The organism is Flectobacillus sp. BAB-3569 (assembly GCF_002270355.1).
GTDB classification, from domain to species: domain Bacteria; phylum Bacteroidota; class Bacteroidia; order Cytophagales; family Spirosomataceae; genus Flectobacillus; species Flectobacillus roseus.
Genome location: NZ_NJFZ01000020.1, coordinates 177,101 through 202,527 on the forward strand (window position 1 = coordinate 177,101; position 25,427 = coordinate 202,527).

At 37.2% G+C, this 25,427-nt stretch carries 21 protein-coding genes; 4 read left to right on the top strand and 17 right to left on the bottom strand.

The features are described 5' to 3' along the window. Positions 1 to 183: 183 nt before the first annotated feature. Positions 184 to 816, bottom strand: a complete 633-nt coding sequence (locus tag BWI92_RS18795; RefSeq protein ID WP_095165576.1) for an NAD(P)H-dependent oxidoreductase — start codon at positions 814 to 816, stop codon at positions 184 to 186. A gap of 107 nt (positions 817 to 923) precedes the next feature. Between BWI92_RS18795 and BWI92_RS18800 the strand changes: the two genes are divergently transcribed. Further along, positions 924 to 1,289, top strand: coding sequence for a helix-turn-helix domain-containing protein (locus BWI92_RS18800; protein ID WP_095165579.1), 366 nt, complete (start codon positions 924 to 926; stop codon positions 1,287 to 1,289). A gap of 63 nt (positions 1,290 to 1,352) precedes the next feature. Here BWI92_RS18800 and BWI92_RS18805 read toward each other — a convergent pair whose 3' ends face one another. From BWI92_RS18805 to BWI92_RS18815, 3 genes are all read right to left on the bottom strand, one after another. Then, positions 1,353 to 2,123, bottom strand: coding sequence for a rhamnogalacturonan acetylesterase (locus BWI92_RS18805; RefSeq protein ID WP_095165581.1), 771 nt, complete (start codon positions 2,121 to 2,123; stop codon positions 1,353 to 1,355). Between the two features lie 220 nt (positions 2,124 to 2,343). Then, a complete protein-coding gene (locus tag BWI92_RS18810) occupies positions 2,344 to 3,468 on the bottom strand; it encodes a glycoside hydrolase family 88 protein (protein WP_095165584.1) in 1,125 nt (374 codons plus the stop codon). Between the two features lie 129 nt (positions 3,469 to 3,597). Further along, a complete protein-coding gene (locus tag BWI92_RS18815; protein ID WP_095165586.1) occupies positions 3,598 to 4,974 on the bottom strand; it encodes a glycoside hydrolase family 105 protein in 1,377 nt (458 codons plus the stop codon). A gap of 503 nt (positions 4,975 to 5,477) precedes the next feature. Between BWI92_RS18815 and BWI92_RS18820 the strand changes: the two genes are divergently transcribed. Then, entirely contained in the window at positions 5,478 to 6,518 is a 1,041-nt protein-coding gene (locus BWI92_RS18820; protein WP_095165587.1) for a GntR family transcriptional regulator, read from the top strand. A gap of 71 nt (positions 6,519 to 6,589) precedes the next feature. Here BWI92_RS18820 and BWI92_RS18825 read toward each other — a convergent pair whose 3' ends face one another. The 11 genes from BWI92_RS18825 to BWI92_RS18875 all read right to left on the bottom strand — a co-directional run bounded on the left by BWI92_RS18825 (position 6,590) and on the right by BWI92_RS18875 (position 18,109). Continuing rightward, positions 6,590 to 7,531 carry a phosphatase PAP2 family protein gene (locus tag BWI92_RS18825; protein ID WP_176464481.1) on the bottom strand — a complete coding sequence of 314 codons (942 nt, stop codon included), beginning with the start codon at positions 7,529 to 7,531 and terminating at the stop codon, positions 6,590 to 6,592. Further along, complete coding sequence (locus tag BWI92_RS18830; RefSeq protein WP_095165589.1) at positions 7,512 to 8,039, bottom strand: DUF4833 domain-containing protein; 528 nt, start codon at positions 8,037 to 8,039, stop codon at positions 7,512 to 7,514. Before BWI92_RS18830 ends, BWI92_RS18825 begins: the two co-directional genes overlap by 20 nt. Then, the gene (locus BWI92_RS18835) at positions 8,026 to 8,733 is read right to left on the bottom strand and encodes a CDP-alcohol phosphatidyltransferase family protein (RefSeq protein WP_095165591.1); all 708 of its coding nucleotides are present in this window, start codon (positions 8,731 to 8,733) and stop codon (positions 8,026 to 8,028) included. The genes BWI92_RS18830 and BWI92_RS18835 overlap by 14 nt, the downstream gene beginning before the upstream one ends. 32 nt (positions 8,734 to 8,765) lie before the next feature. Continuing rightward, the gene (locus BWI92_RS18840) at positions 8,766 to 11,267 is read right to left on the bottom strand and encodes a DUF5686 and carboxypeptidase-like regulatory domain-containing protein (RefSeq protein WP_217903450.1); all 2,502 of its coding nucleotides are present in this window, start codon (positions 11,265 to 11,267) and stop codon (positions 8,766 to 8,768) included. A 64-nt stretch (positions 11,268 to 11,331) separates the two neighbouring features. Further along, entirely contained in the window at positions 11,332 to 11,712 is a 381-nt protein-coding gene (locus BWI92_RS18845) for a GtrA family protein (RefSeq protein ID WP_176464482.1), read from the bottom strand. Positions 11,713 to 11,737: 25 nt separating this feature from the next. After that, complete coding sequence (locus BWI92_RS18850; protein WP_229363314.1) at positions 11,738 to 12,220, bottom strand: phosphatidylglycerophosphatase A; 483 nt, start codon at positions 12,218 to 12,220, stop codon at positions 11,738 to 11,740. 120 nt (positions 12,221 to 12,340) lie between these two features. Next, positions 12,341 to 13,672, bottom strand: coding sequence for an inositol-3-phosphate synthase (locus BWI92_RS18855; RefSeq protein ID WP_229363322.1), 1,332 nt, complete (start codon positions 13,670 to 13,672; stop codon positions 12,341 to 12,343). 357 nt (positions 13,673 to 14,029) lie between these two features. Then, positions 14,030 to 14,647, bottom strand: coding sequence for a TetR/AcrR family transcriptional regulator (locus BWI92_RS18860; RefSeq protein ID WP_095165604.1), 618 nt, complete (start codon positions 14,645 to 14,647; stop codon positions 14,030 to 14,032). A gap of 101 nt (positions 14,648 to 14,748) precedes the next feature. Then, positions 14,749 to 15,501 (bottom strand): ABC transporter ATP-binding protein, encoded by a 753-nt coding sequence (locus tag BWI92_RS18865; RefSeq protein ID WP_176464483.1) that lies wholly within the window; start codon positions 15,499 to 15,501, stop codon positions 14,749 to 14,751. Positions 15,502 to 15,530: 29 nt separating this feature from the next. Next, the gene (locus BWI92_RS18870; protein ID WP_095165609.1) at positions 15,531 to 17,237 is read right to left on the bottom strand and encodes a hypothetical protein; all 1,707 of its coding nucleotides are present in this window, start codon (positions 17,235 to 17,237) and stop codon (positions 15,531 to 15,533) included. An 83-nt stretch (positions 17,238 to 17,320) separates the two neighbouring features. Next, positions 17,321 to 18,109, bottom strand: coding sequence for an ABC transporter ATP-binding protein (locus BWI92_RS18875; RefSeq protein WP_095165612.1), 789 nt, complete (start codon positions 18,107 to 18,109; stop codon positions 17,321 to 17,323). 224 nt (positions 18,110 to 18,333) lie between these two features. Here BWI92_RS18875 and BWI92_RS18880 point away from each other — a divergent pair, with 224 nt between their 5' ends. Continuing rightward, entirely contained in the window at positions 18,334 to 19,821 is a 1,488-nt protein-coding gene (locus tag BWI92_RS18880) for a xylulokinase (protein ID WP_095165615.1), read from the top strand. Between the two features lie 427 nt (positions 19,822 to 20,248). Here the strand turns inward: BWI92_RS18880 and BWI92_RS18885 are convergent, their stop codons facing one another. Next, the gene (locus BWI92_RS18885; RefSeq protein ID WP_095165618.1) at positions 20,249 to 21,544 is read right to left on the bottom strand and encodes a Gfo/Idh/MocA family protein; all 1,296 of its coding nucleotides are present in this window, start codon (positions 21,542 to 21,544) and stop codon (positions 20,249 to 20,251) included. 218 nt (positions 21,545 to 21,762) lie between these two features. Between BWI92_RS18885 and BWI92_RS18890 the strand changes: the two genes are divergently transcribed. Then, the gene (locus BWI92_RS18890) at positions 21,763 to 24,690 is read left to right on the top strand and encodes a PAS domain S-box protein (RefSeq protein WP_095165621.1); all 2,928 of its coding nucleotides are present in this window, start codon (positions 21,763 to 21,765) and stop codon (positions 24,688 to 24,690) included. Between the two features lie 116 nt (positions 24,691 to 24,806). Here BWI92_RS18890 and BWI92_RS18895 read toward each other — a convergent pair whose 3' ends face one another. Then, the gene (locus tag BWI92_RS18895; RefSeq protein WP_095165629.1) at positions 24,807 to 25,379 is read right to left on the bottom strand and encodes a TetR/AcrR family transcriptional regulator; all 573 of its coding nucleotides are present in this window, start codon (positions 25,377 to 25,379) and stop codon (positions 24,807 to 24,809) included. Between the last annotated feature and the right edge of the window lie 48 nt (positions 25,380 to 25,427).

A 25,427-nucleotide genomic window follows, 5' to 3' on the forward strand; every position in this document is an offset into this window, starting at 1 on the left:
GCTAGCAGTAGAGAGGCAATGATTGCGTCTTAAGCCGAGTAAAATCTAACATAGTAGCATCAAAAAAGGGGTCGGAAAATAATTTTCGACCCCTTTTTTGATATTTCAAATTGAGGGTTTGTTTTGACTATTTCTCAGATTTATAAACCTAATCACTCAATCACAACCCACTCATTCACTCAATTATTTAATCTCTACGACTAATTCTTCTTTCGCTTTGCGATATTTTTTCAAGTTCACGTTCCAGTCATTTGGAGCATCGCGGTAGCCTAATGGAAGCAATACAACACTTTTCAAGCCTTGTTCTGCTAAACCTAAGATTTTGTCAACTTCTGGAGGAGTAAATCCTTCGATTGGAGTAGCATCTACGCCAACCTCAGCAGCAGCTGCAATCGCCAAACCAAAAGAGATATACGCTTGTTTAGCGGCGTGTGTTGCGTGCCAGTCTTGACCAAGTGGTTCGTACATACCCCACAAAGTAGATTTGTAAGCATCCATGGTATTCAATGGCAAACCACGTACTTCCATCATTTCGTTAAATACCGCTGTGATTTTTTCCAAAGAATAACCATCCCACGCAGCAAAAACCAACAAATGTGAACATTCTGTGATTACACTTTGATTCCAAGCTACTGGTCTAATTTGTTCAAGGATTTCTTTGTTCGAAATCACAAATACTTTATATGGTTGCAAACCTGATGATGATGGTGCCAATCTTGCAGCTTCTAGGATATAATCCAACTTCTCTTGAGGTACAACCTCTCCGTTCATTTTTTTGGCAGCATAACGCCATTCCAAAGATTCTAATAATGTCATAACGAATAATATTTTCTAAATTTATGTTACAAAACTAGCAATACTTGGTGACAAAAAGTAACTTTGTGTCATAAAGTAATAGTGACATTTAGGTAACCATATGACAAATGACGGAAATTAGCCCGATACACAAATCCACAGCGTGTGGTAAATCGATTCAAGCCATTCACGATGTAATGGATATCATTGGAGGCAAATGGAAAATTTCCATCATTGCCTGCTTGTGTTATGGCAAAATGCGATATTCTGATTTATTGAGAGAAGTAAACGGTATTTCAGGGAAGGTTTTGAGTCGAGAATTGAAGGATTTGGAGGAGAATCTTCTTATTACGAGAACAGTCGTAAACACGCAGCCCATCAGTGTAGAATATGAATTAACGGAATACGGACGTTCGTTGAAAGTTATAACAAGTGTAATAGCCGAATGGGGCTTTGAACACCGAAAAAGGATTTTAGAACAAGAATTAGTATAAAATCAATGGGCTTCCTTCTAGCTAAACAGCATTGAGGAAGCCCTTGAATAAATAATAAATTGTCTATTTCAAAAGTTTTTTCAACTTACATTTTTTCAGTTGTTGTATCTGTTCGCTCACGATTTGAGCGGTTAATTTCGAACCTTCATAATTAGGATGGGTATGGTCTTTTGGAAAAAACTTATCTACCTGCTCTTTTCCTAATTCTTCGTATTTTGATGCTACAACCTCGTTGAGGTCAATAAAGTAAGCCTTATTCTCTTCTGCAATTTGTTTTGCCCAAAGGCCATAAGACTGACCCGCTCTTTCTACTTTTCCATTCTTCCAAACGTTTCTTGGTACAAGCGAACAAACAATTGGCGTGGCACCTTTTTCTTGTGTTTCTTGCACGTACTTACGCATATACCAGCCATACGAATGTACGATTTCGTGCTTTTTGGTCAAAAGGTTATCTATCTCCTCCGATTCGTTACCAATACCTTTGATAGAGCCTCTCGCACGACTTGTATCATTGATAGCACCGCCATCGTTGTGTCCAAACTGCATGATTACATAATCGCCTTTTTTCAATTTTGCCATAATTTTATCCCAACGTCCTTCGGTCAAAAATGTACGGCTACTACGACCACCAATGGCATGATTTTCAACATTTACCTTTACCGTATCAAATTGTTGATTCATAAAACTTCCCCAACCCCACAAACCATCAGAACCAGCCCCAGAGCCATTTCTAACGGTTGAATCACCGATGATATAAATAGTAGGTTTTGTTTTTAACATCGTGAATGAACATGCTAAAACAAAGGCGCAAAGTACCAAAAACTTGTTTTTCATCTGAGTAAAATTTTGAATGACAGAATAGATTTCGAGATAATGTTGATTTTTGAAGAAACCAGTCCCTCTATAAAAAAGGAAGTTCCCCATGCTACCACAAGGAACTTAACCTAAATCTCCCCTAATCAACTGTTTACTTACAAATTACTTGTGTTGTAATCTTCGAAGTAACAAGTGTTTCAATAACGAAGAGTTATCTCATTCACTTATTTACTCATTTTTATTTTTTCATTTTCACGATTTCGCTACCAGCCAATAGGAAACATCCTAAACCATAGTCTTCGAAATCAGGAATTTTATCAATAGCCAATGGTTGACCATCTTTTGGTTCTTTCCCTGTGCCTTGTACCCAACCCAAAAATCCTGAAGGTTGTACACTTTCTGTTGCCAAAGCATTCCAAGCTTTCACCAAAGCTGGTTTATATTGTTTAGCATTCAAATATCCGTGATTGATGCCCCATGCCATTCCGTAGGCAAACAATGATGTTCCTGTAGCTTCTTTACCTCCATAATTGGTTGGGTCATGCAAACTCACATTCCAGAATCCATCTTCTCTCTGAAGTGGCAACAAAGCCTTCATCATGGTTTTGTACATCTGTAAATATTCGTCGCGATGTGGTGCGTTTTTAGGCATAATTTCCAATACTCTCACCAAAGCTGCCACAATCCAACCATTGCCACGAGACCAATAACAATCCTGTCCGTTTGGCTCTTTATAGGGTGGCACAAAGTCTTTGTCTCTCCACCAAAGTCCATCTTCTGGATTAAATAAGCCCTTTCCTCCTTCTATCGTTTTTGAGTGGTTGTACATTTGGTACATTTTCTCGAAATAAGCATTGTCTTTGTACAATACACCCAATTTAGCAAATACTGGCATACCCATTTGAAGTGCATCAATCCATGTCCAATAAGTACAGTTAGGATTTTTTACCAAGCTATCCATATTGGCTTTAATATCACGGATACGCTCTGGCTTTTTATCCATCATATACAAATCAATATAGGTCTGTCCGCAACATTGGTCATCGGCATTGTGTGTCAATAAGCCCGAACGTAATCCCCATTTATGACTTTCGCCCCAAGCTACTGCATAATCGATATAGCGCTGTTGAGGGTCTACTTTATACAAATCCATCAATCCTTCGTAATACACCGCACGGGTCCAGATATTACTTGGACGGGTTTTGTTGGTTACAATAGGCTTGCCAGTATCTGGCCATTTTTGCATAAAATAGTCATTTGCTTTACGCATTGAGGCAATCACTTCGGTTTTGCTCGGTAGTTTCTGAGCCATTGCCGACATACCGCCTAACAACAAGCATAGCATTAATGGTACTTTTTTCATTCGTTCAGAATTTAATTGACAATTGAGTCCTGTTATTAGAAAATTAGAACTGTATATAACAATTTCGGATTTGGGATTTCAGATTTCGGAAATTTGAAATACTGATTTGTAATCCTGAAAAGAATTTGTTTACTTCTTTTTTATCAACAACTGTACAGAGCTATCGTTTATTTCAAACTGGTTTGACTTTAGCAAATTCAACATTTCTGCTCCTGCATAAATCACTGGTCCGTAACCGTGAGCCGCAAACGGGCTGATTGGACGATGATAGTAAAATGCTGGGTCAAATCCCATTCCTGTACCGACGCAAGTACCTTCTACTTGTCCTTGCTCGTTAACTTTGGTACTCACAGCATTCCAAGCCAACATAGTAGCAGGCGTGTAGGCCAATTTGTCTATCCAGCCTTTATTGATGGCTTTGGCGAAACAATACGCATAAATCGCCGTAGCCGATGTTTCTAAGTACGAATCGTTTCTATCTAATAATTGATGCCAAAATCCAGAACCTGACTGATATCTTGTTAAGCCTTTTACATGTGCTTTCAACAAATTCAAGACCTCTTCGCGACCTGGGTAATTTTCTGGTAAAGCTTCCAACACTTCGATTTTGGTCAAAATAGCCCAACCGTTGGCACGTGCCCAGTGGAACTGAGGATGTTCTGACATACCTTCAACCCAGCCGTGCATATAAACACCCTTCTCAGGATTAAACATTCTTTTTGAAAACTGACGAACCTGTTTGATAGCCTCATCAAAATACTTTTTATCGCCAGTCAATTTGCCCATTTGAGCAATCGCAGGAATTCCCATAAACATATCATCCAACCATAAAGTACTTGCTTGTGGGCGATTACGAGCCAAAGTTCCATCACTCAAACGAAACTCTTTATTCATAATGTAATTGATATGGCTGTCGATTAAGGGGCGATAATTATTGGGTGTCCCAGCAACAGACGATTTAATCATAGCAGCACACATGGCACCACAATCATCCAAAGCATGTGGATTTAGCAATCCCTTCAATGGCCCTTTTGTACCCCAATCTTCACTCGCTCCTGTTGACTTTTTAAAGAATGGAACAGCATCGTTGATAAATTTCAAGCGTTTCTCTGTATATTCTTTATAACGCGCATCACCTGTGTATTGCGACGCCAGCATCATAGCCTGATAAGTCACACCCCATTCGTAACTCACCAAACGAAAATCACCTTTTTGTAAAGCCGTATTTTCATCAATTTTTGACAAATCACTCACTACTTCATTTGTCTTCGTATTGATAAAATTTGTAGGAGTCGCTTTTTCTAAATACGCGTGAACTCTTTGCAAGGTTTTTTCAACCTCCTCTGCTTTCACAATTCCATAAGGAACAGGATAGTCAGGCTGAATCAAGTGCAAAGGCGTATTGGAGTCATTAGATTTTGTAACGTTTTTTTGGGCAAAACCTTCTGCACCTGAAAGCAGTAAAAAACCTAATAATGCGACTTTATCAAACGAGTACTTTTTCATAATCGGCTTTGGAAATTTTTGGATAATGTGTTTTACTCTCAGAAGTAAAAATAAAAGAAATTCTACTTGCAAAAATTGTCTTCGATTTGTACAACTTCCTCAAAGATAAATGTCATTTATGGGTTAGCCGTCCTGTGGCGTCCTTGTCGGAATCGAAATTTAATATTATTCGTCAGTAGAATATGGTAAGATATATTAAAAAAATACAAAAATCGTACAATGAAATTAGTCTACTTTGACACTACTAAAACTGGATTTTGCATAAAAAAAATAGGACAAAGGTTGGATTTTGGCAACATGGCAACGTTCCCGACATCGTTTGCATAAATTAATATTGTTGAAAAATTGAATATGAATTATTCAAATCTTAACCTTTGTTTAGAATTAAAATATAAGTTGATGAGATAGGTTTTAGCCTGTCTAAAAAAAGTATAAGTTTTAATGTTAAGTTTTTTTCTAGAATGCCTAGAAAAAACTTTTCAACCTTATTTATCCATAATATAATGATTGCGAAAAAACATAGAATCTGGGATGTAATTAGAGTCGACGATATTTCGGCAACACCGAAATATCTACAGATTGTACATTCGACACTCAAAGGCATTGAGGCAGGTCAAATTACGGTCAATGACCGCTTGCCATCCATCAATGAAGTGAGTTTCGAGTTGGATGTTTCTCGTGATACTGTCGAGAAGTCATATCGACAACTCAAAAGTATGGGTATTCTTGAATCTGTTCCTAGTAAGGGTTACTACATTAAAAACGTGGATTTTGAAAAGCCCATGAAAGTATTGTTGCTTTTCAATAAACTTTCTGCGCACAAAAAAATCATTTTTGATGCTTTTGTAAAAGAATTAGGGCAACAAGTGGCGATTGATTTTTATGTGTACAACAATGATTTTGCTCTTTTCAAAAAGCTCATTACTGCCAAAAAGGATGAAGATTATTCACACTTTGTCATTATTCCATATCTCTTAGATTTCAATGATAAAGTACAAGAGGTAGTTAACATGATCCCTAAAGAAAAATTGATTATTTTGGACAAAATGGTCGCTGGAGTCAATGGCGAATTTGGTGCAGTATACGAAAATTTTGAGAAAGATATTTATATGGCACTTTGCCAAATGCTTGAAAAATTAAGAAACTATACGAGTCTAAAATTAATTTTTCCAAAGCAAAGTTGCTATCCTCAAGAAATCCAGAAAGGATTTTTAAACTTCTGTCAGGATTTTGCTTTTGAGGCTACTATTATTGATAATATCAAAACCGAAACAGTAACAGAAGGGTCGGTTTACATAAACCTAATGGAAGATGATTTGGTAATTCTTATTAAAAAAATCATGAATGATAACCTCGTCATAGGCAAGCAAGTTGGAATTATCTCCTACAACGAAACGCCTCTAAAAGAGATTATCCTCGACGGTATTACTACTATTTCGACAAATTTTAGAGAAATGGGAAAAACCGCTGCCAGATTAGTACTTGAAAAGTCAAAGGATCATGTTGCAAATTTATTTGAGGTGAACCTTCGCAATTCATTATAAATAACGATTGGGAAATAAAAAAAGCCTGAGGTTTCTCAGGCTTTTTTTTATGGGCTATCGAAAGAGCTTGGCTATTTGGCAAACAACTCTTGTACGCGCTTATCCAAAAACTTCTCAAACAAAAATATTCCTATTGAGGCTACTGTAATACCACACAATACATCAATAACATAATGATGACTTGTGTACACGGCTGCGCCCCAGATTCCGAAACAGAATATCACAAAGAAGATATTAAACCAACCTAATCTTGCTTTTAAGCCAAAATATAGGGTCAGTAACGGAAATGCAGAGTGCAGAGAAGGCATCGCAGCAAATACGTTAGAATTACGTACATACATTCCCTTAAAAAGATTTACATCAAGAATTTGATCAAAATATCTTAGACCAGCTTCGCTACCTTGGGTGTGGAAATCGAGGGCAAAGCCATGCTCAGCAACATACCAAGGCGGAGCAGCAGGATAAGAGTAATAGATAATCCAGCCTAGAAAATTCACAAACACAAAACAGTAAGCAAAAGAATAAAATAATGGTCTTTTCTTAAGATAAAAATATAAGGACAGCGCTATAGGAATTGGAACCCAGTTGATATAAAAAATACCAGCTAAAACATCAAAAAATGGAATATGTACCTTTGCAAAATATTCACTTAGTGTGAGTAGTTGTCCTTGGTAGTTTACGCCAAATAGAGCCTTATCCAACTCATAAGGTTGTTGAATATGTACCGTGTTGAACTCATAATTTGGGAATACCCGAAAGGAATCATAAATAGCCCAATACACTACATAAATGGCAAATGATAAGATGATTTCACGACTAAACTTATTGCCAAAGTAGGTAGAAACAAACAATACATACAATATTATATGTTCTGGTAATAAGCCAATGAACTTGATATACCAAAAAAAGAATAAAGGTGTGAATACTACTAGCCCTATGATATTCTTAACTGAGAAGCGTTCAAATCCTGTATCCTCAATGTTTAGCACGCTACTACGGTTTGATTTTTTCATAAACATTTTCTCCTGAATAAAAATCTCTTCCAAATACTTCTACATACAATACTTTTGGACGTAAATTACTCCCTTCGATTTGTACATACACATGGTCGAGTTTTGCTAATTGGTTATTAATCAGTAATGAAGCATAAGGCTTTTTGTTTTTATCAAAGCCCAATCGAAGCTTACGTTTTTTATAAGAAACTACCCATGCCTGAAGTGCGTCTCCCTGTCCTTCAATGGTTTCGGTATCGACACCATAAGCTAATACTCGTTGTATCCACGAAAGTTCTTTTCTTCGCCCATCTTCTTGGTAGCGTAGCCAATACACATCGATAGGATTATCTTCATCAAATCCTCCCTTGGCATTGAGTCGTGCATCATAAACAATCGTATTAACGTTGGAGCTTCGCTGAATATAAAATAGCCTTACTTTTGAGTCAGGAACTTTGGGATAATTAGTGGGTGAAAAACTTGCCAACAGCAAGCCAACAAACAACCATAAGAACCTATTTTGTTTCATTTTTACTTAACTCCTTTTGTGTATATTCTATTCGTTGGATAGCAGTGAAGTTGGACAAGATTGCCACTATGGTTAAAGGAATAGTAAATACTGATATTGACTCAAACCATGGTATTCTTTCGCTTGGACCGTCTATTCTAAAGTCTACTCCAAATAGTGGAGACAACAAGCCACATAATAAAGCAGAGCCTCCAATAATTACAATTCGCTCTGGTCGCTGCATCCAACCAATTTCACATTTAATATTTAATCCTTCGGCTCTTGCACGCGTATAACTTACCATAGATGAACCGATAAGTGCCAAAAAGGCAAAAAAGGAACTAAACAAATAATGATGAGCCACCAAGTAGTAGCATATTCCCAAAAACATAAACATCTCACTGTAACGATCTAAAACCGAATCATAAAATGCGCCAAACTTTGAAGAAGTATTACTCACTCGTGCCAAGCGACCATCAATCATGTCGAATACGCCAGCAAAAAGAATCATGGCTCCTCCCCATCCTACAATGCTCAAATCGCCACGATGGGATGCCTCCGCTCCATAGACAAAGATTCCTGCTGCACCAATATTTAACACCAAACCAGTGGTAGTAATCATATTGGGCGTAATTTTTAAGGCAATTAATAGATTTATAAAGGGATTAATCAATTTGTATATCAATTGTTGCCCTGCTGATTTAAGTGCATACATAGTCTTAAGTGATTTATTAATACTTGTTTAGTCTAAAAATCCATTTTGAAACGACCTCTAATTCCATATTCAGACACCTGCGGATTGTCCAAATAGCTTAGCCTCTTGACTAGGTCTACTCTGAAAAACTTAAGAATATTTCCTATACCAATACTGGCTTCCATATAAGGACCATTACTAAGTGAATGAGTGAGTACTTGGCCCTCCTCATTCGTAGGAAATTTATACAAATCTGGATTGACATTCGGATTATTTTTATCACTAAGGCTACCATATAGAGCCTTGAATGTAATTATTTCACGCAATTTCAACTTCTTTACTAATGGAATTTTGTTAAAGAAAAATCCATTAAAGTAATGATCGACAAACAATCCAGCGTATTGGTCACTCACAAACTCCAAGAAATTCATCAAGTTGTAAGATTCCAATTGATATGAATACGATTGGTTGGCACGATGAATCATCAACAAAGGATATGGCACTTTTCCGAAAATCCTACCACCTTCAGCCGTAACATCCGTAAAACCAATCGGAGATATAAAGAAACGCTTGTTGGCACGCAAAGTGATATTATGAAAATTGTAACCACTGTTCAAAATATTCGCAATGCCCAAAGTATATCTTGCCTGAAAAATTGGATACTTGTTAATAATTGGGATACGATAGTTTTTACCTTGATAAAACTGCTCGTTTGGCGCAAATCTCAAGTTAAATGAGAGTTCAGTCGAAGTCACTGATTTGTCAGTAATGGGAATACCGTCTAGCTTGCCCACTTTTTCGAATGTCAAACTACCAGCAGCTTCCTGACTCAAATTTTTCAATCCTATTTCGTAGCTGATACCCGAACGAGATTCTTTACGGTAATCAACTCGAAGCACTTTATTATAGGTCATTTTGTCGTTTACTCCTCGTTTGAAGGACAACAAAAAGTTATCTTCTTGTACAAACTGTAATTCTTGCCCAGGAATACGCACTTCATCTTGGTAAGACACTCTTAAGTAATTATTAGGAAATTCGTAAATAGAATTTTTTCCTAAATTATAGGTTAGCGCGCCAAAACCTTTCCAACGTTCATCCTTGAATCCGTAAGCCATATAGGTTTCAAAATACAATCGTGGGTTTAGCTTTGCCATAGTACGCCCACCAAGGCGCAAACGTAATCCCTCAACAGGGTTAAAACTATAGAATGTGTTGACAGGACCTATTTCAAATGTTCCAAATTCAGAATAGCCGAATAAAAATAGACCTGCTATTTTCATCGCTCGCTTAAATGCTGGAACTTTCTGAATACTATCTGCCATTTGATAAATATTCGTCTCGACCTTACTAAGCTGTTGATGTCGTGCCTGATTCCAAAAAATCTCATCGCGCCCGTAGGCATTTTCTGTCAGAACATTTTTCTGGATAGGTTTAAAATATTCGTTATCAATCGGATTATTCAATTTATAATTCCGAAAAGAAACGGCTCTTTTGCCTATCACACCACGAGAATTTTCAGTCTTAAAAAGATTAAACTCAATCATGATTTCATCTTTCGCCAACATCAAAAACTTATCAGTAGTTGGTTGAAATTCCTGCTCGATTTCCATCCCCATCACAAAATTGAGGTTGATATTTTTGGGAACTCCCATTTTGATACGGCGTACAGCATAAGACGAATCCATAGCTACATACATAGTACCAACAAAAGCAAAATCAGCTTGATTTCTTGGTGAAAAACCCAAATTGATACATTTTACACCATCATGTTGAAGGGTATCCAAAATGACAAATCGGTAAAAGGTAGGAGAAAGTGGTGATATCGGACTAATAAACTGCTGGGAAAGTAAGCTGATGTTATTGTCATAAATGTTCACATCTTCATACATACGGTTGAGATAGGCACCCATACCATTATTGTCCAAAAATTGCTCTAGACCTACTTTCTTTTCTCCTTTGATATAGGACTTCTCTTCCTTCGGACTTTTTCTAAAATAGACATCCGACACTGTTTCTTTCAAATACAATGGCAACGATACTTTTCCTGTGAGTTTGGCTGTATCGAGGTTATCAAAAATAAATTGAAAGTTTTTAAAGATTTTCTTATTCTTGTAAGCGTCATCGATATTACTCAAATCTAACTGAAGCTTCTCATACTTCTCATACTGATAATACTCTAGTCCTTCTTTTCTGTTATCATCTTTATGATCAATGACCTTTCTGATAAGTGCTACAGCAGGGTTATCTTTATTACGATATTTCTCTTTTTTCCCTTTTACCACCACTTCTGATAAATTTTGTGTAGTGGATGTAAGGCGAATAGAGATTGTTTGAGTCACATCTTTTTTAAAGGGTTTTATCTCATTTCTATAGCCTACAGACGAAAACTGCACTTTACCAGAGCCGTATTCTTTTACTGTGATGGTAAAATTTCCATTTACATCAGATTGTACACCTTGTGATGTACCCAAGATGGTCACGTTGACAAATGGAATAGCTTCATTCGTTTTATTTTCAGAGATTTTACCTTTGATAATAGTCTGTGACTGTGCCATAAAAGCGTATGAGCACAGTAGAAAGAAAAATATATTTTTGAGAAATTTTATTTCTTGAGGGAGATTATAAAGATACCTTTTCATACGTTTTATTCTTAAATACAAACCACTGATTTAGACCGTAGCTGTACACCACAAATACAATTACTCCTACTATTACTCTAACGGTAAGATAATGCCAAGAACCCAATTGCGTCATCAAAGCAACACCGCCTACATTCATAGCGGAATTTCCTGCTGCAACTATAGCATATTTTATACCTTGCCATGTCAAAGATTGCGTATCTTTTGCCTGAAAAACCCATGTTCGGCTTACCCAAAAGCCAACGACAGCCCCAAGGATATTACCTACTAAGGTAGCCCATTCGTCATTAACCTGAAAACCTGAAACAAGTGAATATGAGGCACTAAAGTCAACGCTCGTCGCAATACCCGATGCTGACATAAACTTGAGAAATATCCTGAGATATTTATACATAAAAGTTAAAGAGAAGAAGTACTATTTGTAAGGTTAAATTGGCCCAAATACCAGCGGCTACATCGTCTAGCATAACTCCCCAACCTTTTTCATATTTCTCGAATGAGCGGATATTAAAAGGTTTGAAAATATCATAAATTCTAAATAGAACTAATCCTAATATCAAGTTGGTCCACGAGAAAGGTATCAGGCACAAACTAAGCCATTGTCCCACTACTTCGTCAATCACAATTTTAGAAGAATCTTCGCCCCAAATCAGTTCTGTAACCTCAGATGCTTTACGACCAATAAAGAGAAAAATAATAGTAAGTCCCATTAAAACACCTTGATAGCTCAAGGTATCCGAGGGGAATAGTGCGTTCAATCCAAGAACGCCCAAGCAAGCAAGTATGGCTCCAAACGTACCAGAACCTTTGGGTATATAACCAATCCCAAGCGCTGACGCTATGAAAATATGTAATCGTTGATGATTCATTGGAAAGAGTGCCATTTGCCTTATTACTAAGGAAGAAAGAAAATTGACAGCACTTAGTTTGTGTTTGGTTAAAAGTAAGCTTGATTAAATTAACAAGCTTACTTTTAACTTTTTAGAAAATTACAATTCTACGTCTTCCTCTACATTTTCATAGTAATCCATCCCTAGATTTGTAATCAATTCTTCACCCATTAAATAGCGAAGTGTATTTTCTAATTTTTCCAATTGCTTAAACAAATCGTGGATTGGTTCCAAGCCTGGTAATGTTTGTGGAGCTTTCCAGTAGAATGACAACCATTCTTGAATACCTGACAAGTTTGCACGTTTTGCAACATCAAGGAACAAGGCCAAATCCAATACGATTGGAGCTGCTAAAATAGAGTCACGGCACAAGAAATTGATTTTGATTTGCATCTGGTAGCCCATCCAACCAAAGATATCAATATTGTCCCAACCTTCTTTGTTGTCACCAAGTGGCGGATAGTATTCGATACGAACTTTGTGGTGAATATCACCCCATAATTCAGGATTTTGCTCAGCGTCTAAGATACCATCCAACACATTGCCTTTCGATACTTCTTTGGTTTTGAAGTTCTCTGGCGCATCCAACACCAAGCCATCTCTGTTACCTAAGATATTGGTACTGAACCAACCACGTACACCTAATGCACGAGCACGCAAGCCTGGCGCTACAATGGTTTTCATCAAAGTTTGACCCGTTTTGAAGTCTTTCCCTGCAATAGGTGTGTGCGTAAGGGCAGCTAACTCTTCAAGCGCAGGGATATCCAAACACAAGTTTGGTGCTCCCATTGCAAACGGTACTCCTGACTTGATTGCTGCATACGCATACATCATTGAAGGAGCAATATCTGGGTCGTTGTTTGCCAAACCAGCCTCAAAATTTGCCAATGAAGCGTGTACCTCTTTTGCTTCATGGTAGATTTCGGTAGAACCACACCATACCATTACCAAACGCTCACAATCATTGGCGATTTTGAAGTTTTCGATGTCTGCCATCAACTCTTCAATCAATTCTAACTTGCTTGTTTGAAGCTTAACATTATCTCCTTCCAAGTTTTTTACATAACGCTTATCAAAAACCGCCTTCATTGGTACGATTTTTTCTAAATCTTCACGAATCAACTCCACCATACCACGTTCTAAAACACCTGCTTTAATCGCCGCATCAAACATATTGTCTCCATATACGTCCCATCCTCCGAAAACGATGCTATCTAACGAAGCCAAGGGTACAAAATCTTTAATTTTTGGATTACGCTTTTCTGTTCTTTTACCCAAGCGAATATTTGCTGTTTGAGTAAGAGAACCTGTCGGATGTGCTAATCCTTTTCTAGAAGCAATAACGCCTGCTACAAACGTTGTAGCAACCGCTCCCATTCCTGGCATCAAAATACCAAGTTTTCCTGTAGCAGCCGAAACCGTAGGGTTCATATTCATAATCTATTTGTAATATATGGTGAATTGTTCTTATAAATGCAACTTAGTAAATTCCGAGATACTATCATTAAAGCTATGACAATCTTAACTTATACTTTACTTTAGTGAATGTGCCAAAAAGCGACTAAAAAAACTTTTTTAGAGACAAAAAGACAAAACCCATCGACTGATTTCGTATTTCGGTCTAATTTTTATTAAAAAAATCAGGCTTATGTATAATAGCCTAATTGAATTTAGTGGAAGGATATATGTTGGAAATATAAAAGGAAGAAGAATCTTTAAATAAAACAGTATTTAGAAAAAAAAGTTTCAACTGAATCAGAAATTCTAAAAAATTATTTTTCGGTAGGCTTAAACTGGTGATGAGTTGATGCCTATACCACCAATAAAAGTATCGATTAAGAAATCGATATGACGAATATAATCTTTCTCCATTTCGAATACTTCCATATTCGATAACTCAAATCCTCGCAATGAAGCCACAATTACACGACTGAGCACCTCAATATGCTCCTCTGTTTCGGGACGAAATTCTTCGTTTTCAATACCGAAAATAAGAAACCCTTTCACTAAGGCCAACTCTTCGTGTAAATGTTTTCTTTTCAGATTAAAAATAGCAATAGCATGATCCATAATCTCCTCCTTGAGTACCTGACTAAGATTACACATCTTCTCAAGTTTTTGGAGACGGGTCAACCAATACACCTTCAATTTTTGTCTTGCCGTAACTTCTTTCGAGGCGGCAATTTCGATAGATTCGAACAGCTCTCGAATTTCATTTTCGATAACTGCCTCAAAAATTTCAATTTTACTTGGAAAGTAATAATATAAAGTACTTTTTCCTTTACCTACAAATTTGGCAATATCCTCCATTGTGGTCTTTTTGAGACCATAACGTTGAAACAAAACTTTTGCGGCTTCGATCACCTCTTTGATGATGATTTCGTCTTTTGGAAGTGTGTCAGTCATACGATTCGACCAAATATGTATTTCGGTCCAAAATTATACAAGGGAAATTGATTTGACAATACATTTTTGAATTATTTGGCAAATCAATCGACCAAAATTTATTATTTGTCTAGATATTGATGGTAAAATTCTTTTATTGGAGCTATTGCAGCCTGAACAAATGAGATTATGTAAGGATTTGACGTTTGAGAAAAAATCTCTTTGGGAGTTCCCAACATGAGCAAATCGCCCTTGTGCATCACTCCTATCCTATCAGCAACCAAAAGTGCCTCAATCATGTCGTGCGTCACAAAAAGGCAAGCAATTTCTTCATGCTTGATCAAAGAAACCAGATTTTGTCGTAAATGCTGTTTGTTGATGGAATCTAAATTAGAAAATGGCTCGTCGAGCAAAAGAGCTTGAGGTTCTTCAGCGATGGCTCTTGCAATAGCAGTTCGCTGTTTTTCGCCACCTGATACATCCTTTGGCTTTTTGTCTTTGATGTGCGCAATTCCGCATAAGTCCAGTAATTCAGCTACTCTTTCAAGGCGGTACTCACGAGTATATTTGGTAAGAGATAGGTCAATATTTTCCCAAATCTTGTGTTCGGGTTTTAGTTTGTAGTCTTGAGGAACGAGTTTAATATCTGGTAACTCTCGAATCAGTCTATTGAAATATAGGTCAATTTCCTGATTATCTAACCACATTTTTCCTTCATCAGGACGAATATTTCCCGCAATCATATTCAGTAAAGTAGTCTTTCCAGAACCACTTTCACCTACTATTGCCAAAATTTCTGCGGGAGCTACTTCGAGCGAAATATTGTTTACGACTACTCGTTCATCATATACTTTTGTCAAATTAGTGATTTTCAAAACACCCATGCCTTTGTAGAGGGAAATTATTACGAATGCCTAATTCTTTCCCAAGAAATAAATTTATACTGTTGAAACAAAATGATTGCTATTATAGAAAAGGCTGTGGCAATCACTAAAGTTCCCACCAAGGTCTTTGAAATATAATAATGAATCAAACCAATCATTGGCATGACAAAGATAAGGTTAAAAAATCTTATCCAATTATTCCCTTTTGCATTTGAATTGGATGCCTCTACAGAAAATGGTAGTCTGAAACTTTCTTTAAAAACACTAATGGCGATGTATAATAATGTTACTGAAATATTGAGGTACACATCTTTTAAACAAGCGATACCTTCTTTTAACAACATAATTGTGGTAATCAAAATATAGAGTGGCACAATAAAGCGAATAATAACTGAACGATAAGCCCCTACGAGTAACTCTCCAGGATTTTCGATCGGCATAATCTGATATATCCAAGATGCCTTCCAGTTTTCCGACAAAAAGATTTGTTGCACAATCATACTAAGTGTAAAGGTGGTATAATAAAGAATCATCAATCTGTTTACGTCCACTGTCAAGGTATCGTTGTAATAACGAATGGTAAAGAGAATCAACAAACCTAAAGACGGATAAGCTCGTAGTTTGAACCTTCTATCTCTTGTAATAATAGTCCAAACTAGTTCAAATGAAGATTTTTCAAGAATAGAATGTTTGAATAATTTATGAATCTTATTGAAGAAATCTCTAATCAGGAGTTTGGCCGAAGAGGTGCGTGTATCAACCGTGGCAAAATATTGTATAGAAGTGAGTCGATTGGCAAAAAAAGGGGCTAAATACTTATTAATAAGCACCATTGCCATAATCGGGAACAATACTCCCAGAAAGATAAAATTCAAATGATGCCAGTCTTTGACATGGTACACATAACTGTCGATAATGTGAGCGTACCACGCAGGGGGTGCAAAATAGTGCCATACTTTTATACTCGAAGGCAGAAAAATATCTTTTACCGAAATTTTGGATTGTCCAGAAATAAACTGATAACCTATTGATAAACTGAGCGTAAAGAAAATCTGTACATAAATGATAATATCTTTAAACCGTTCAGGATTAACTAGTTTTGATAGAAAAATATAAAGTCCACTGGAAATAAAGACGGAAATCAAACATAAAAAACTCACGCTAATCAAAAAGAACACTCCTACCATTAATCCCATTTTTAGGGCAAGAACAACTGCTAGCCCAATAGCATTTGCAAACGTTAGGAGACCCAGAAAAATCAGTAAATGTAGTAATCGAGAAATCCAGATTGTTTTGGGGTCGACTGGTCTTGAGAGTAAAGTTGTATTGTCTTGATTATCAAAAAGTACCTCTGCAAAGTCGGCAAGCATATTGAAGCATATCATGAACATCATATAAGTAAAACACATCAACAGCATATTAAATACCGTCTGTTTAACAGAGAATATTACGATAGCATACAGGAAACTAAAAACGGCTTGTATAATAGAAGTTTTCAGAAACGTGCGATGATTGGACTCCTCCTCTATTTCTGACTCAAAAGGAAATGTTTCGTCCTCTTCCGATTTTGGCGCTGATTGTGAAGCTTTAGGGTTTTTGATCCAAAAGCCTCTCGTTTCAATTAATAGTTTTACCTCGAGGATAGCACGAAGTGAGGTGTAATCGACACCGATATTTATAAAAAACCAACGAAATTTATCTAAAAAATATAATATAAATTTAACCATAGTCCAGTTTGTGTAAAAGAAGGATTGCAGAACATCCTGAGCAATTTCGATGTGTTAGCAAATGTAGGAAGCGCCCCAATCATTTACTTCATATCATCCAACACCGAAATAAACAACTCTGCATTATCTTTTATATTTGAAGTGTTTCCTGTTAAATTACTAAAAATAGATTCCAATGAACCTGTGGCATTTTGCTGTAAGTCTTCGAAAGTACCATCAGCGATGATTTCTCCTTGATTGATGACAATAATTCTGTCCGAAATTTTTTCCACTACATCCATTAAATGTGATGAATAAAAGATCGTCTTTCCTTGAAGTTTTAATTTACCTAAAATCTCTTTGACTAGCAAAACAGCGTTGGGGTCTAATCCAGACAAAGGTTCATCTAAAATAATCAAGTCAGGGTTATGCATCATGCCTGCGATCAATTGGATTTTTTGTTTTGAGCCTTTCGAAAATACACTCATACGTCGATCAGCCATATTTCCTAACTCAAATACTTCAAGCATTTTAGGTGAAATATTTGCAATTTTATGATCAGGCATTTTGTGGAGGCGACCCACAAATCTCAAATATTCAAGCGGGGTGAGTTGCTCGTATAGTTGGGCATTTTCTGGAACATAACCAACTTTCTGTTTCACTTCCAATGAGTGCGTTCGGATATCATATCCAAGCACTCGCACCTTGCCCGAAAATCCGGTTATCATCCCAATCAATGTCTTTAGCGTAGTACTTTTCCCTGCTCCGTTTGGTCCGATATATCCAACAATTTGACCATGATTTACCGTTAAATTTAGTCCTTTTAGAACTTGCTTTTCACCGTAATTCATACTCAAATTTTCAATCTCTATCACAGGGCAATCAATATTCATTATTATCAGGGGTTAGAAATTCTTTACTCAATTAAAATTGTGGTTCGTAAAAATTTCACTAAAGTTAAGCTACTTTTTTGTAAAGTATATTTTTCATGAAAAATACCGCAAAACATAGAACAGATTAGAACAGTAATAAAAAAATTTCTATCTTTGTTCAGAAGGATAATTTATATCAATTATCCTGTTTTTTATAAAAAAAGCAATCTTTAATATATTCCTCTATGCTTTTACTAGGAATCGACATCGGTACTTCTTCCATTAAAGCTTCGGTTGTGGATGGCGCAACAGGTCAATTAGTAGCGTCTGCTCAATACCCTGATACCGAAAACACTATCTCCTCACCCTACCCAGATTGGGCAGAGCAAGATCCTGAAATGTGGTGGGATTGCGCAGTAAATGCCATTAAGCGCTGTAACAATTCGGGCAAATACAACCCTAAAGATATTCAAGCCATCGGTATTGCCTACCAAATGCATGGATTGGTCATGGTAGATAGAGACCATCGTGTCCTTCGCCCATCTATTATTTGGTGTGACAGCCGTGCTGTGGAAATTGGGAATAAGGCATTTCAAGAAATTGGTGAGGAAAAATGTTTGTCACATTTACTCAATTCTCCTGGGAATTTTACGGCTTCAAAACTAGCTTGGGTAAAAACCAATGAGCCACGCGTGTATGGTTCTGTGTATAAGATTATGCTTCCGGGTGATTTTATTGCGATGAAACTCACCAATTCAATTACTACCTCCAATTCAGCGCTTTCTGAGGGCATTTTCTGGGATTTTAAAGAAAATACTGTTTCTGAGGATATTCTAAAATATTATGGTTTCCCTAAAACAGTTTTGCCGGAATTAAAGCCTGTATTTTCGAATCATGGGGAGGTGAGTAGTTCTATGGCAGACATGACAGGACTGCAAGCTGGAACTCCTGTATGTTACAAAGCAGGTGACCAACCTAACAATGCTTTATCCTTAAATGTTTTGGAACCCGGTGAAGTTGCTGCCACTGCTGGCACTTCAGGGGTAGTATATTCTGTATCTGACCAAATTAGTTATGACCCACTGTCACGTGTCAACACGTTTGCACACGTCAATCACCAATTAGATGGTCTTAATCGTTTGGGAACATTACTATGTGTAAATGGTACAGGAATCCTGAATCGTTGGATGCGTGATCAGGTGGCTCCACACTGGTCGTATAGCCAAATGAATGATGCGGCATCTGCCATCAAGGCTGGGGCTAATGGTTTGTATATTTTACCTTTTGGCAATGGTGCTGAGCGAGTATTATCAAACAAAACTATTCATTCGACCATAACTGGGCTAAACTTTAATGTGCATACCACTGCCCATATGATTCGTGCGGCGCAAGAGGGTATTGCATTCTCCTTGAAATATGGGGTTGACATTATGGCAGAAACAGGTACAGCTCCTACTGTTATTCGTGCAGGAAAGGCCAATATGTTCTTAAGTGACATATTTACAAAAGCGTTAGTCAATACCATTGGCGTGGCAGTTGAGTTGTATGATACAGACGGTGCAAAAGGTGCAGCTTTGGGCGCTGGTATTGGAAAAGGATTCTTTGCTCAGCCAAAAGAAGCCTTCGAAAATATGAAATCAATAGGAACTGTAGAGCCTGAAAAAGAATTACAAGAACAATATCAATCTGTATATTCTAGCTGGAAAAGCATTTTGGACAAAAAGCTTAAGTGATCGTGCAGAATTAGATTTAATCAATTGGAGATGTAAGATATTGATAATTAAAATTTTACATTCACAATTCACAACTCATAATTCAGCACTAATACTTAAGTAAGTTAGTACTCAAAATAAAGTGTAAGATTGTGCTTTGAGCTTTCAAATATCGGCTTTCGGCGATTGGCTATGGGAAAAATGCATGTCCGTGGTCGTTAAAAACATTTTAACACTCTTTGTAATGTGACTGTTGCCTTGTCACTAAAAGACTAAATCTTATTCTGCACGATTACTTAATAATACTGAAGTGTGAATGTAAATTTTTAATGATCTGATCTTTGCATTCACAAATACTTGAGCAGATAAATAAGCTACTTGGATTTAAGCTTTTCTTCATTTTCACAGGCGTGCGAGGCAACTCACACGCCTGTGAAAATGAAGAAAATTATACCGAAGGATATTCCCAAGGTTTGCGATATTCTCTTCTCAATAATTTGTTAGCTTCTGGGTCATTGAGAATAATTTCTTTCTCACCATCCCAAATAATACGGCGTCCTACCTTGGCAGAAAGCATACCCAACAAGCTCATATTAGTTGATCGGTGTCCTATTTCAATATCACAAAGTGGTAGTTTATGGCTTTTGATAGACGCCAGAAAATTTTGCCATAACTCACGGATATTCTGGTCATCGGGTTTGTTAAGGACTGGATCCTCATGCAAAATTGGTTTGTTTTTATTGGCAGGATAAAAAGTCCAGCCATCTTGCCAACCCATGTGAAAAGTACCTTCTGTGCCGTAAAAGTAACAACCGACGTTGGTGCGCTCGGCTTCGTTGGCTGCAAATAACCTATGCTCCCATGAAACATGAAAGTTTTCAAACTCATAATTTACTAATTGCATATCTGGCGCATCCGTATTGTCTTTGCGAATATGTCGTGCCATGGTTGAGTAAATCTTTCGAGGATATTTTTCTTCCATACACCAAAGAATCTGATCCATCCAATGTATTCCCCAATCGCCAAGTTGTCCATTTGAAAAGTTGAGAAATTGTCTAAATCCTTTCGGATGAATAACCTTGTTGTAGGGAATCAACGGCGCTGGACCGCAATACATATCCCAGTCTAATCCTTGAGGCACTTCCGAATTAGGAACTACCGTACCCGCGCCTCCGCCATAGTGCACAAATGCCCGAATCATACCAATCTGTCCTACTTTTCCTGAACGAATAAAATTCATGCCTGAAATATTATGCGGAGAAACTCGCCTGTGTGTTCCCACCTGCACAATTCGGTCATATTTTCGAGCGGCGTTTACCATAGCACGTCCTTCCATAATGGTATGCCCGATGGGTTTTTCTACATATACATTTGCCCCAATCTCCATCGCAGCAATCGCAATCAGAGGATGCCAATGGTCGGGCGTTGCCACAATCACTATTTCGGGTTTTTCTCGATGAAGCAATTCTCTAAAATCACGATAACGCTTCGGACTGTCGCTACACAAGGAAGAAACCTCTTTTAGCGCATTGTTTAATTGATTTTCATCGACATCACACAAGGCTACCACTTGTGACTCACCTGCTCTGATGGCCTCTCGAAGAATATTCATTCCCCACCAACCTGTACCAATAAGAGCCGTTTTGTATTTGTTAACCTTCGAAGATAATGCAGGCAATAATGGCAAACTCGAGTAGTACAGACTAGCCGAGGAAGAATATTTGATAAAATCTCGTCTTTTCATAGTTTTTGAAGGGTTAAAAACTAAATATACTGATTATCAAGGAATCTATTATGAGTTTTTACAGGTGAATAAAAAGTCATCTGAGATAGTAACATAATTTTTTGACACTCACACGGAAAAATCTTCACTAATTGAAAGTAATTTTACCCAAAACGACGCTTTCTTCCTTAAATTGATGTATATTTGACGTATAGGCTTACTACTTAATCACCGCCAATATGATATTACGAAAAGCCCTTACTTTTAGTGATAATCAAGAAAATATCCTCCAAATAGAGCAAAAACTGAGAAGTATGGAAATAGGTACTTCGGGGACTTTTGCTTTAGCTGACGATATTTTCTCTAAAACACTCATTAAATCCAAGCCTGATTTTATTTTCATAGATGCTTCTTATTTTGAAACATCAGAATTTAATATTTTCTCACAAACAGATCATTTAAGCCATACATTTGGAAACTCTTCTATCATAATTTTGTGTAGAATTATCGACCCCACAATTCAACGAAATTTTCTACAGGCAGGAGCTCAAGATTGCATATTATGGAATGATTTTTTACAAAACGATATAGAGAAAAACTTATTTTTTGCAAAAGAAAGACAGGTTTTGAGAAGTCGCTTCAAGAAAATTGCTAACGATTATAAGCAACTTTTTGATGCTAATCCACTCCCTATGTGGGTATACAATGTGGAAAATGGACAATTTATCAAAGTAAATCAAGCAGCCTGTCAAAAGTATGGATATACGCTAAAGGAGTTTTACCAACTTTCAATTCAAGATTTGGTTGGCAATTCCCCAACAGACAGTCCTCTCATTTCTGATCAGTTTGCTACACATCATACCAAATCTGGACAGCTTATATATGTAGAGCTTACCTCACATCCAACCATATACAAAGGAACTGATGCGGTATTAGTATTAGCTCATGATGTGACTGCAAGGGTAAAGGCGGAACAAGAAAAAAACGTTGCTTCAAAACAACTTTTCTTAATTTTTGAGCACTCTTCCGATGCAATTCTGCTAACCGATAGCGAAGGTAAAATTCTAGAGGTCAATAGCGCCTCCGAGGAGCTTTTTAATGCATCAAAGACATTTCTCCAAAACAAGTCGCTTGCAGAAATTGTAAAACCTGAATTCAACACGCCTTTTGACAGTTTGTGGGAAAAATTTCATGCGATCGGCAAACATGAGGGTAAAATTTCACTAAAATCAACCCATAACGATACCAAAATTGCCTCTTGGCGCGCCTTAGCCAATATTAGGGAAGGCATCCATTTACATATTTTTAATGACGTCACGGAATCTGAACTCAAGGTTAGAGAAAATGAGTTAAACAGTAGAATTCTCTCTTCTATCAAAGATTCCTTTACGCTCAAAGCTACCTTAAACGCTATCAGTAACAATATTAGATTATTTACAGGTTGGGAAAACGTAGAATTTTGGTTACCCGATTCTCAAAATCAATTATTGTTTCTTGCCAGCTCGTCGGCAAACCCTAATAATGCGCAGTTTGTCAACTTTGCTGAAGCTTCTCGCCATAGAACAAGAGGTTTCACCGAAAAAAGTATTTCTAATAATTCATGGATTAGCAAATCGGCCTATTGGTTCAACGACCTGTATCATCATGAAAGTTTTACTCGCCAAGAGCTCTTAGACCCCAATCTTCATTATACCGCCGTTTCGATTCCTATCTTCGAAGCTCCCAATAGTGATCAGATTGTAGGAATCATTATATTGATTACCGACCAAGAAGTTTCTTATGATTCTTACCTGACAGGTATTTTATCCAAGGTTGCAGGCGGCTTAGGAAATCTCATTGAGAAAGTGAAAGCGAGAGAAGAACTTTCAAATTTATTCGATTACTCGGCAGATTTAATTTGTATAGCAGATAAAAATGGTTTTTTAGTAAAAACCAATCCTGCCTTTTCGAATGTACTTGGATTTTCGGTAGAGGAATTGAAGTCGAAAAGATTCACAGATTTAATTCATCCTGATGATTTAGAAACTTCGGCTCAGCAAATTGCAAAACTCTACCAAGGTGAAATCATTCGAGCACACGCCAATCGTTATCAGACCAAAGCTGGCACTTATCGTCATTTTGCTTGGGTGGCCGTTCCAGACCCAAATGGTAAACAAGTATTTGTAATTGGACGAGATGTAACAGAGTTGAAGGCTCAAACAGATTTGATTCTGAAAAATGCCGAGCAAACTCGAAATATGCTCGAAAGTATCACCGATGGATTTATTTCGGTAGATAAATCATGGAATGTAAACTATTGGAATGCTTCTGCTGAACGAATTTTAGGCATTGAGAAAGAGGCCGTTTTGAATCAAAATTGCCTAAGCCTTCTTCAAGAATTATCTCCAGAATTAGCGACAATGTTTGAAGAGGCTAGCAAAAAACATACCTCCTTATTCCTGGAAACATACCTTTCCCAACAAAATATTTGGATAGAATCTACAGCCTATCCTTCAAATGAAGGATTATCCGTGTATATTCGTGACATAACTCTTGCAAAAGAACACAGTCTCGCAATTGCCACTATGCAAAAGAATTTAGAAGCCATTATAAACGCCACCAACGAATTAATTTGGTCGGTTGATAAAGAGTACAATTTGACCATTGCCAACAAAGCTTATTTCGAAATGTTATCAGATCTGGTGGGTAATCCCGTAGATTTAGATACTTCTACCGCACGCGAATCACTTAGTGAAGCCGTCAAAGCAAAATGGCGTGCCTACTATGAGCGTTGTATGCAAGGAGAACCTCACTCAGCGATTGAGGACTTGGCATCCTACCACCCTGCTGGGAAGCGCTTGAGAGCCATCGTGAATTTCAATCCAATTTATGACCATCAAGGTAATGTTACTGGGGTCGCTTGTTTTGCAAAAGATATTTCTGAATTAACTCAGAAAATGGAAACAATCGACCAGCAATCTAATCAGTTGAAGGAGATTGCCTGGTTTCAATCCCATGCTGTAAGACAGCCATTGGCCAAAATACTTGGGATAGTCGACTTTTTGGAAGTAACAGAGGCAGAGTTAGACCAAGAAACAGCACAACTTCTTACAGACCTAAAAGGTTCGGCTCAGGAGTTAGATGATGTGGTGAAAACTATTGTCAAGAAAGCACAGCGAAATGATTAAATAGATAAGTGCTGTTGATAAAATATTTCTCCAAAACAGGTCATCCTATTTAAGAAGTTTAAATAAAATGACGTGTTTTGGAGAAGAAAATTATCGAATGTGCCGCATCACCAATATTAATGAATCGCAATAGCGTCCCACATCATATCGATGCATTCCTCTATCTCTTTGGGGCTCAAGGTATGTAATTGTACAGATAATTCCCCGACTGCTCCGCATAGCATAATTAGGATAAGGGTAGTTGAGCTCTTTTTCAGATAGCCTTCTGCCTGACCTGTTTCTATCAATTCGTAAAGTGGCTTTAAAGCCTTATCCTCCTCAGCAATAATCGTATCATTGTCTCCCTCATTATACGGGGAACGAGCATACTGTTCAAAAAAAATTTGTACCTCTGGATTCGTGGCAACGCGACTCATATAATTGCTCAAAGCTGCCTTAAATCTCTCTTCAAAGGGAACATCCTGCGGCAGATTTTCAAAAGAAAGCTCAGTTTCTTTCTTGACCAAATAAACGTAGAGATTGTCAATAAGATCTTTTTTGTCCTTGAAGTAAATATAAATTGTACCAGTGGCGACCCCAACCTCCTTGGCGAGAAGGCTCATCTTTAATCCAGAAAGACCAATTTTGGAAATCATTGATAATGCTTTTTCCAAAATCAATTTTTCTTTTACATCATCTTTAGTTCTCATAATAGTAATTAAATAAGGTATTGTTTGCAGTGGCTGAAATAATTTTAA

Bases quoted from the DNA above. Each gene is read 5' to 3' on its own strand.
- BWI92_RS18795 (WP_095165576.1), bottom strand. From the start codon at position 816: ATGACATTATTAGAATCTTTGGAATGGCGTTATGCTGCCAAAAAAATG.
- BWI92_RS18800 (WP_095165579.1), top strand. From the start codon at position 924: ATGACGGAAATTAGCCCGATACACAAATCCACAGCGTGTGGTAAATCG.
- BWI92_RS18805 (WP_095165581.1), bottom strand. From the start codon at position 2,123: ATGAAAAACAAGTTTTTGGTACTTTGCGCCTTTGTTTTAGCATGTTCA.
- BWI92_RS18810 (WP_095165584.1), bottom strand. From the start codon at position 3,468: ATGAAAAAAGTACCATTAATGCTATGCTTGTTGTTAGGCGGTATGTCG.
- BWI92_RS18815 (WP_095165586.1), bottom strand. From the start codon at position 4,974: ATGAAAAAGTACTCGTTTGATAAAGTCGCATTATTAGGTTTTTTACTG.
- BWI92_RS18820 (WP_095165587.1), top strand. From the start codon at position 5,478: ATGATTGCGAAAAAACATAGAATCTGGGATGTAATTAGAGTCGACGAT.
- BWI92_RS18825 (WP_176464481.1), bottom strand. From the start codon at position 7,531: ATGAAAAAATCAAACCGTAGTAGCGTGCTAAACATTGAGGATACAGGA.
- BWI92_RS18830 (WP_095165589.1), bottom strand. From the start codon at position 8,039: ATGAAACAAAATAGGTTCTTATGGTTGTTTGTTGGCTTGCTGTTGGCA.
- BWI92_RS18835 (WP_095165591.1), bottom strand. From the start codon at position 8,733: ATGTATGCACTTAAATCAGCAGGGCAACAATTGATATACAAATTGATT.
- BWI92_RS18840 (WP_217903450.1), bottom strand. From the start codon at position 11,267: ATGGCACAGTCACAGACTATTATCAAAGGTAAAATCTCTGAAAATAAA.
- BWI92_RS18845 (WP_176464482.1), bottom strand. From the start codon at position 11,712: ATGTCAGCATCGGGTATTGCGACGAGCGTTGACTTTAGTGCCTCATAT.
- BWI92_RS18850 (WP_229363314.1), bottom strand. From the start codon at position 12,220: ATGAATCATCAACGATTACATATTTTCATAGCGTCAGCGCTTGGGATT.
- BWI92_RS18855 (WP_229363322.1), bottom strand. From the start codon at position 13,672: ATGAACCCTACGGTTTCGGCTGCTACAGGAAAACTTGGTATTTTGATG.
- BWI92_RS18860 (WP_095165604.1), bottom strand. From the start codon at position 14,647: ATGACTGACACACTTCCAAAAGACGAAATCATCATCAAAGAGGTGATC.
- BWI92_RS18870 (WP_095165609.1), bottom strand. From the start codon at position 17,237: ATGGTTAAATTTATATTATATTTTTTAGATAAATTTCGTTGGTTTTTT.
- BWI92_RS18875 (WP_095165612.1), bottom strand. From the start codon at position 18,109: ATGAATATTGATTGCCCTGTGATAGAGATTGAAAATTTGAGTATGAAT.
- BWI92_RS18880 (WP_095165615.1), top strand. From the start codon at position 18,334: ATGCTTTTACTAGGAATCGACATCGGTACTTCTTCCATTAAAGCTTCG.
- BWI92_RS18885 (WP_095165618.1), bottom strand. From the start codon at position 21,544: ATGAAAAGACGAGATTTTATCAAATATTCTTCCTCGGCTAGTCTGTAC.
- BWI92_RS18890 (WP_095165621.1), top strand. From the start codon at position 21,763: ATGATATTACGAAAAGCCCTTACTTTTAGTGATAATCAAGAAAATATC.
- BWI92_RS18895 (WP_095165629.1), bottom strand. From the start codon at position 25,379: ATGAGAACTAAAGATGATGTAAAAGAAAAATTGATTTTGGAAAAAGCA.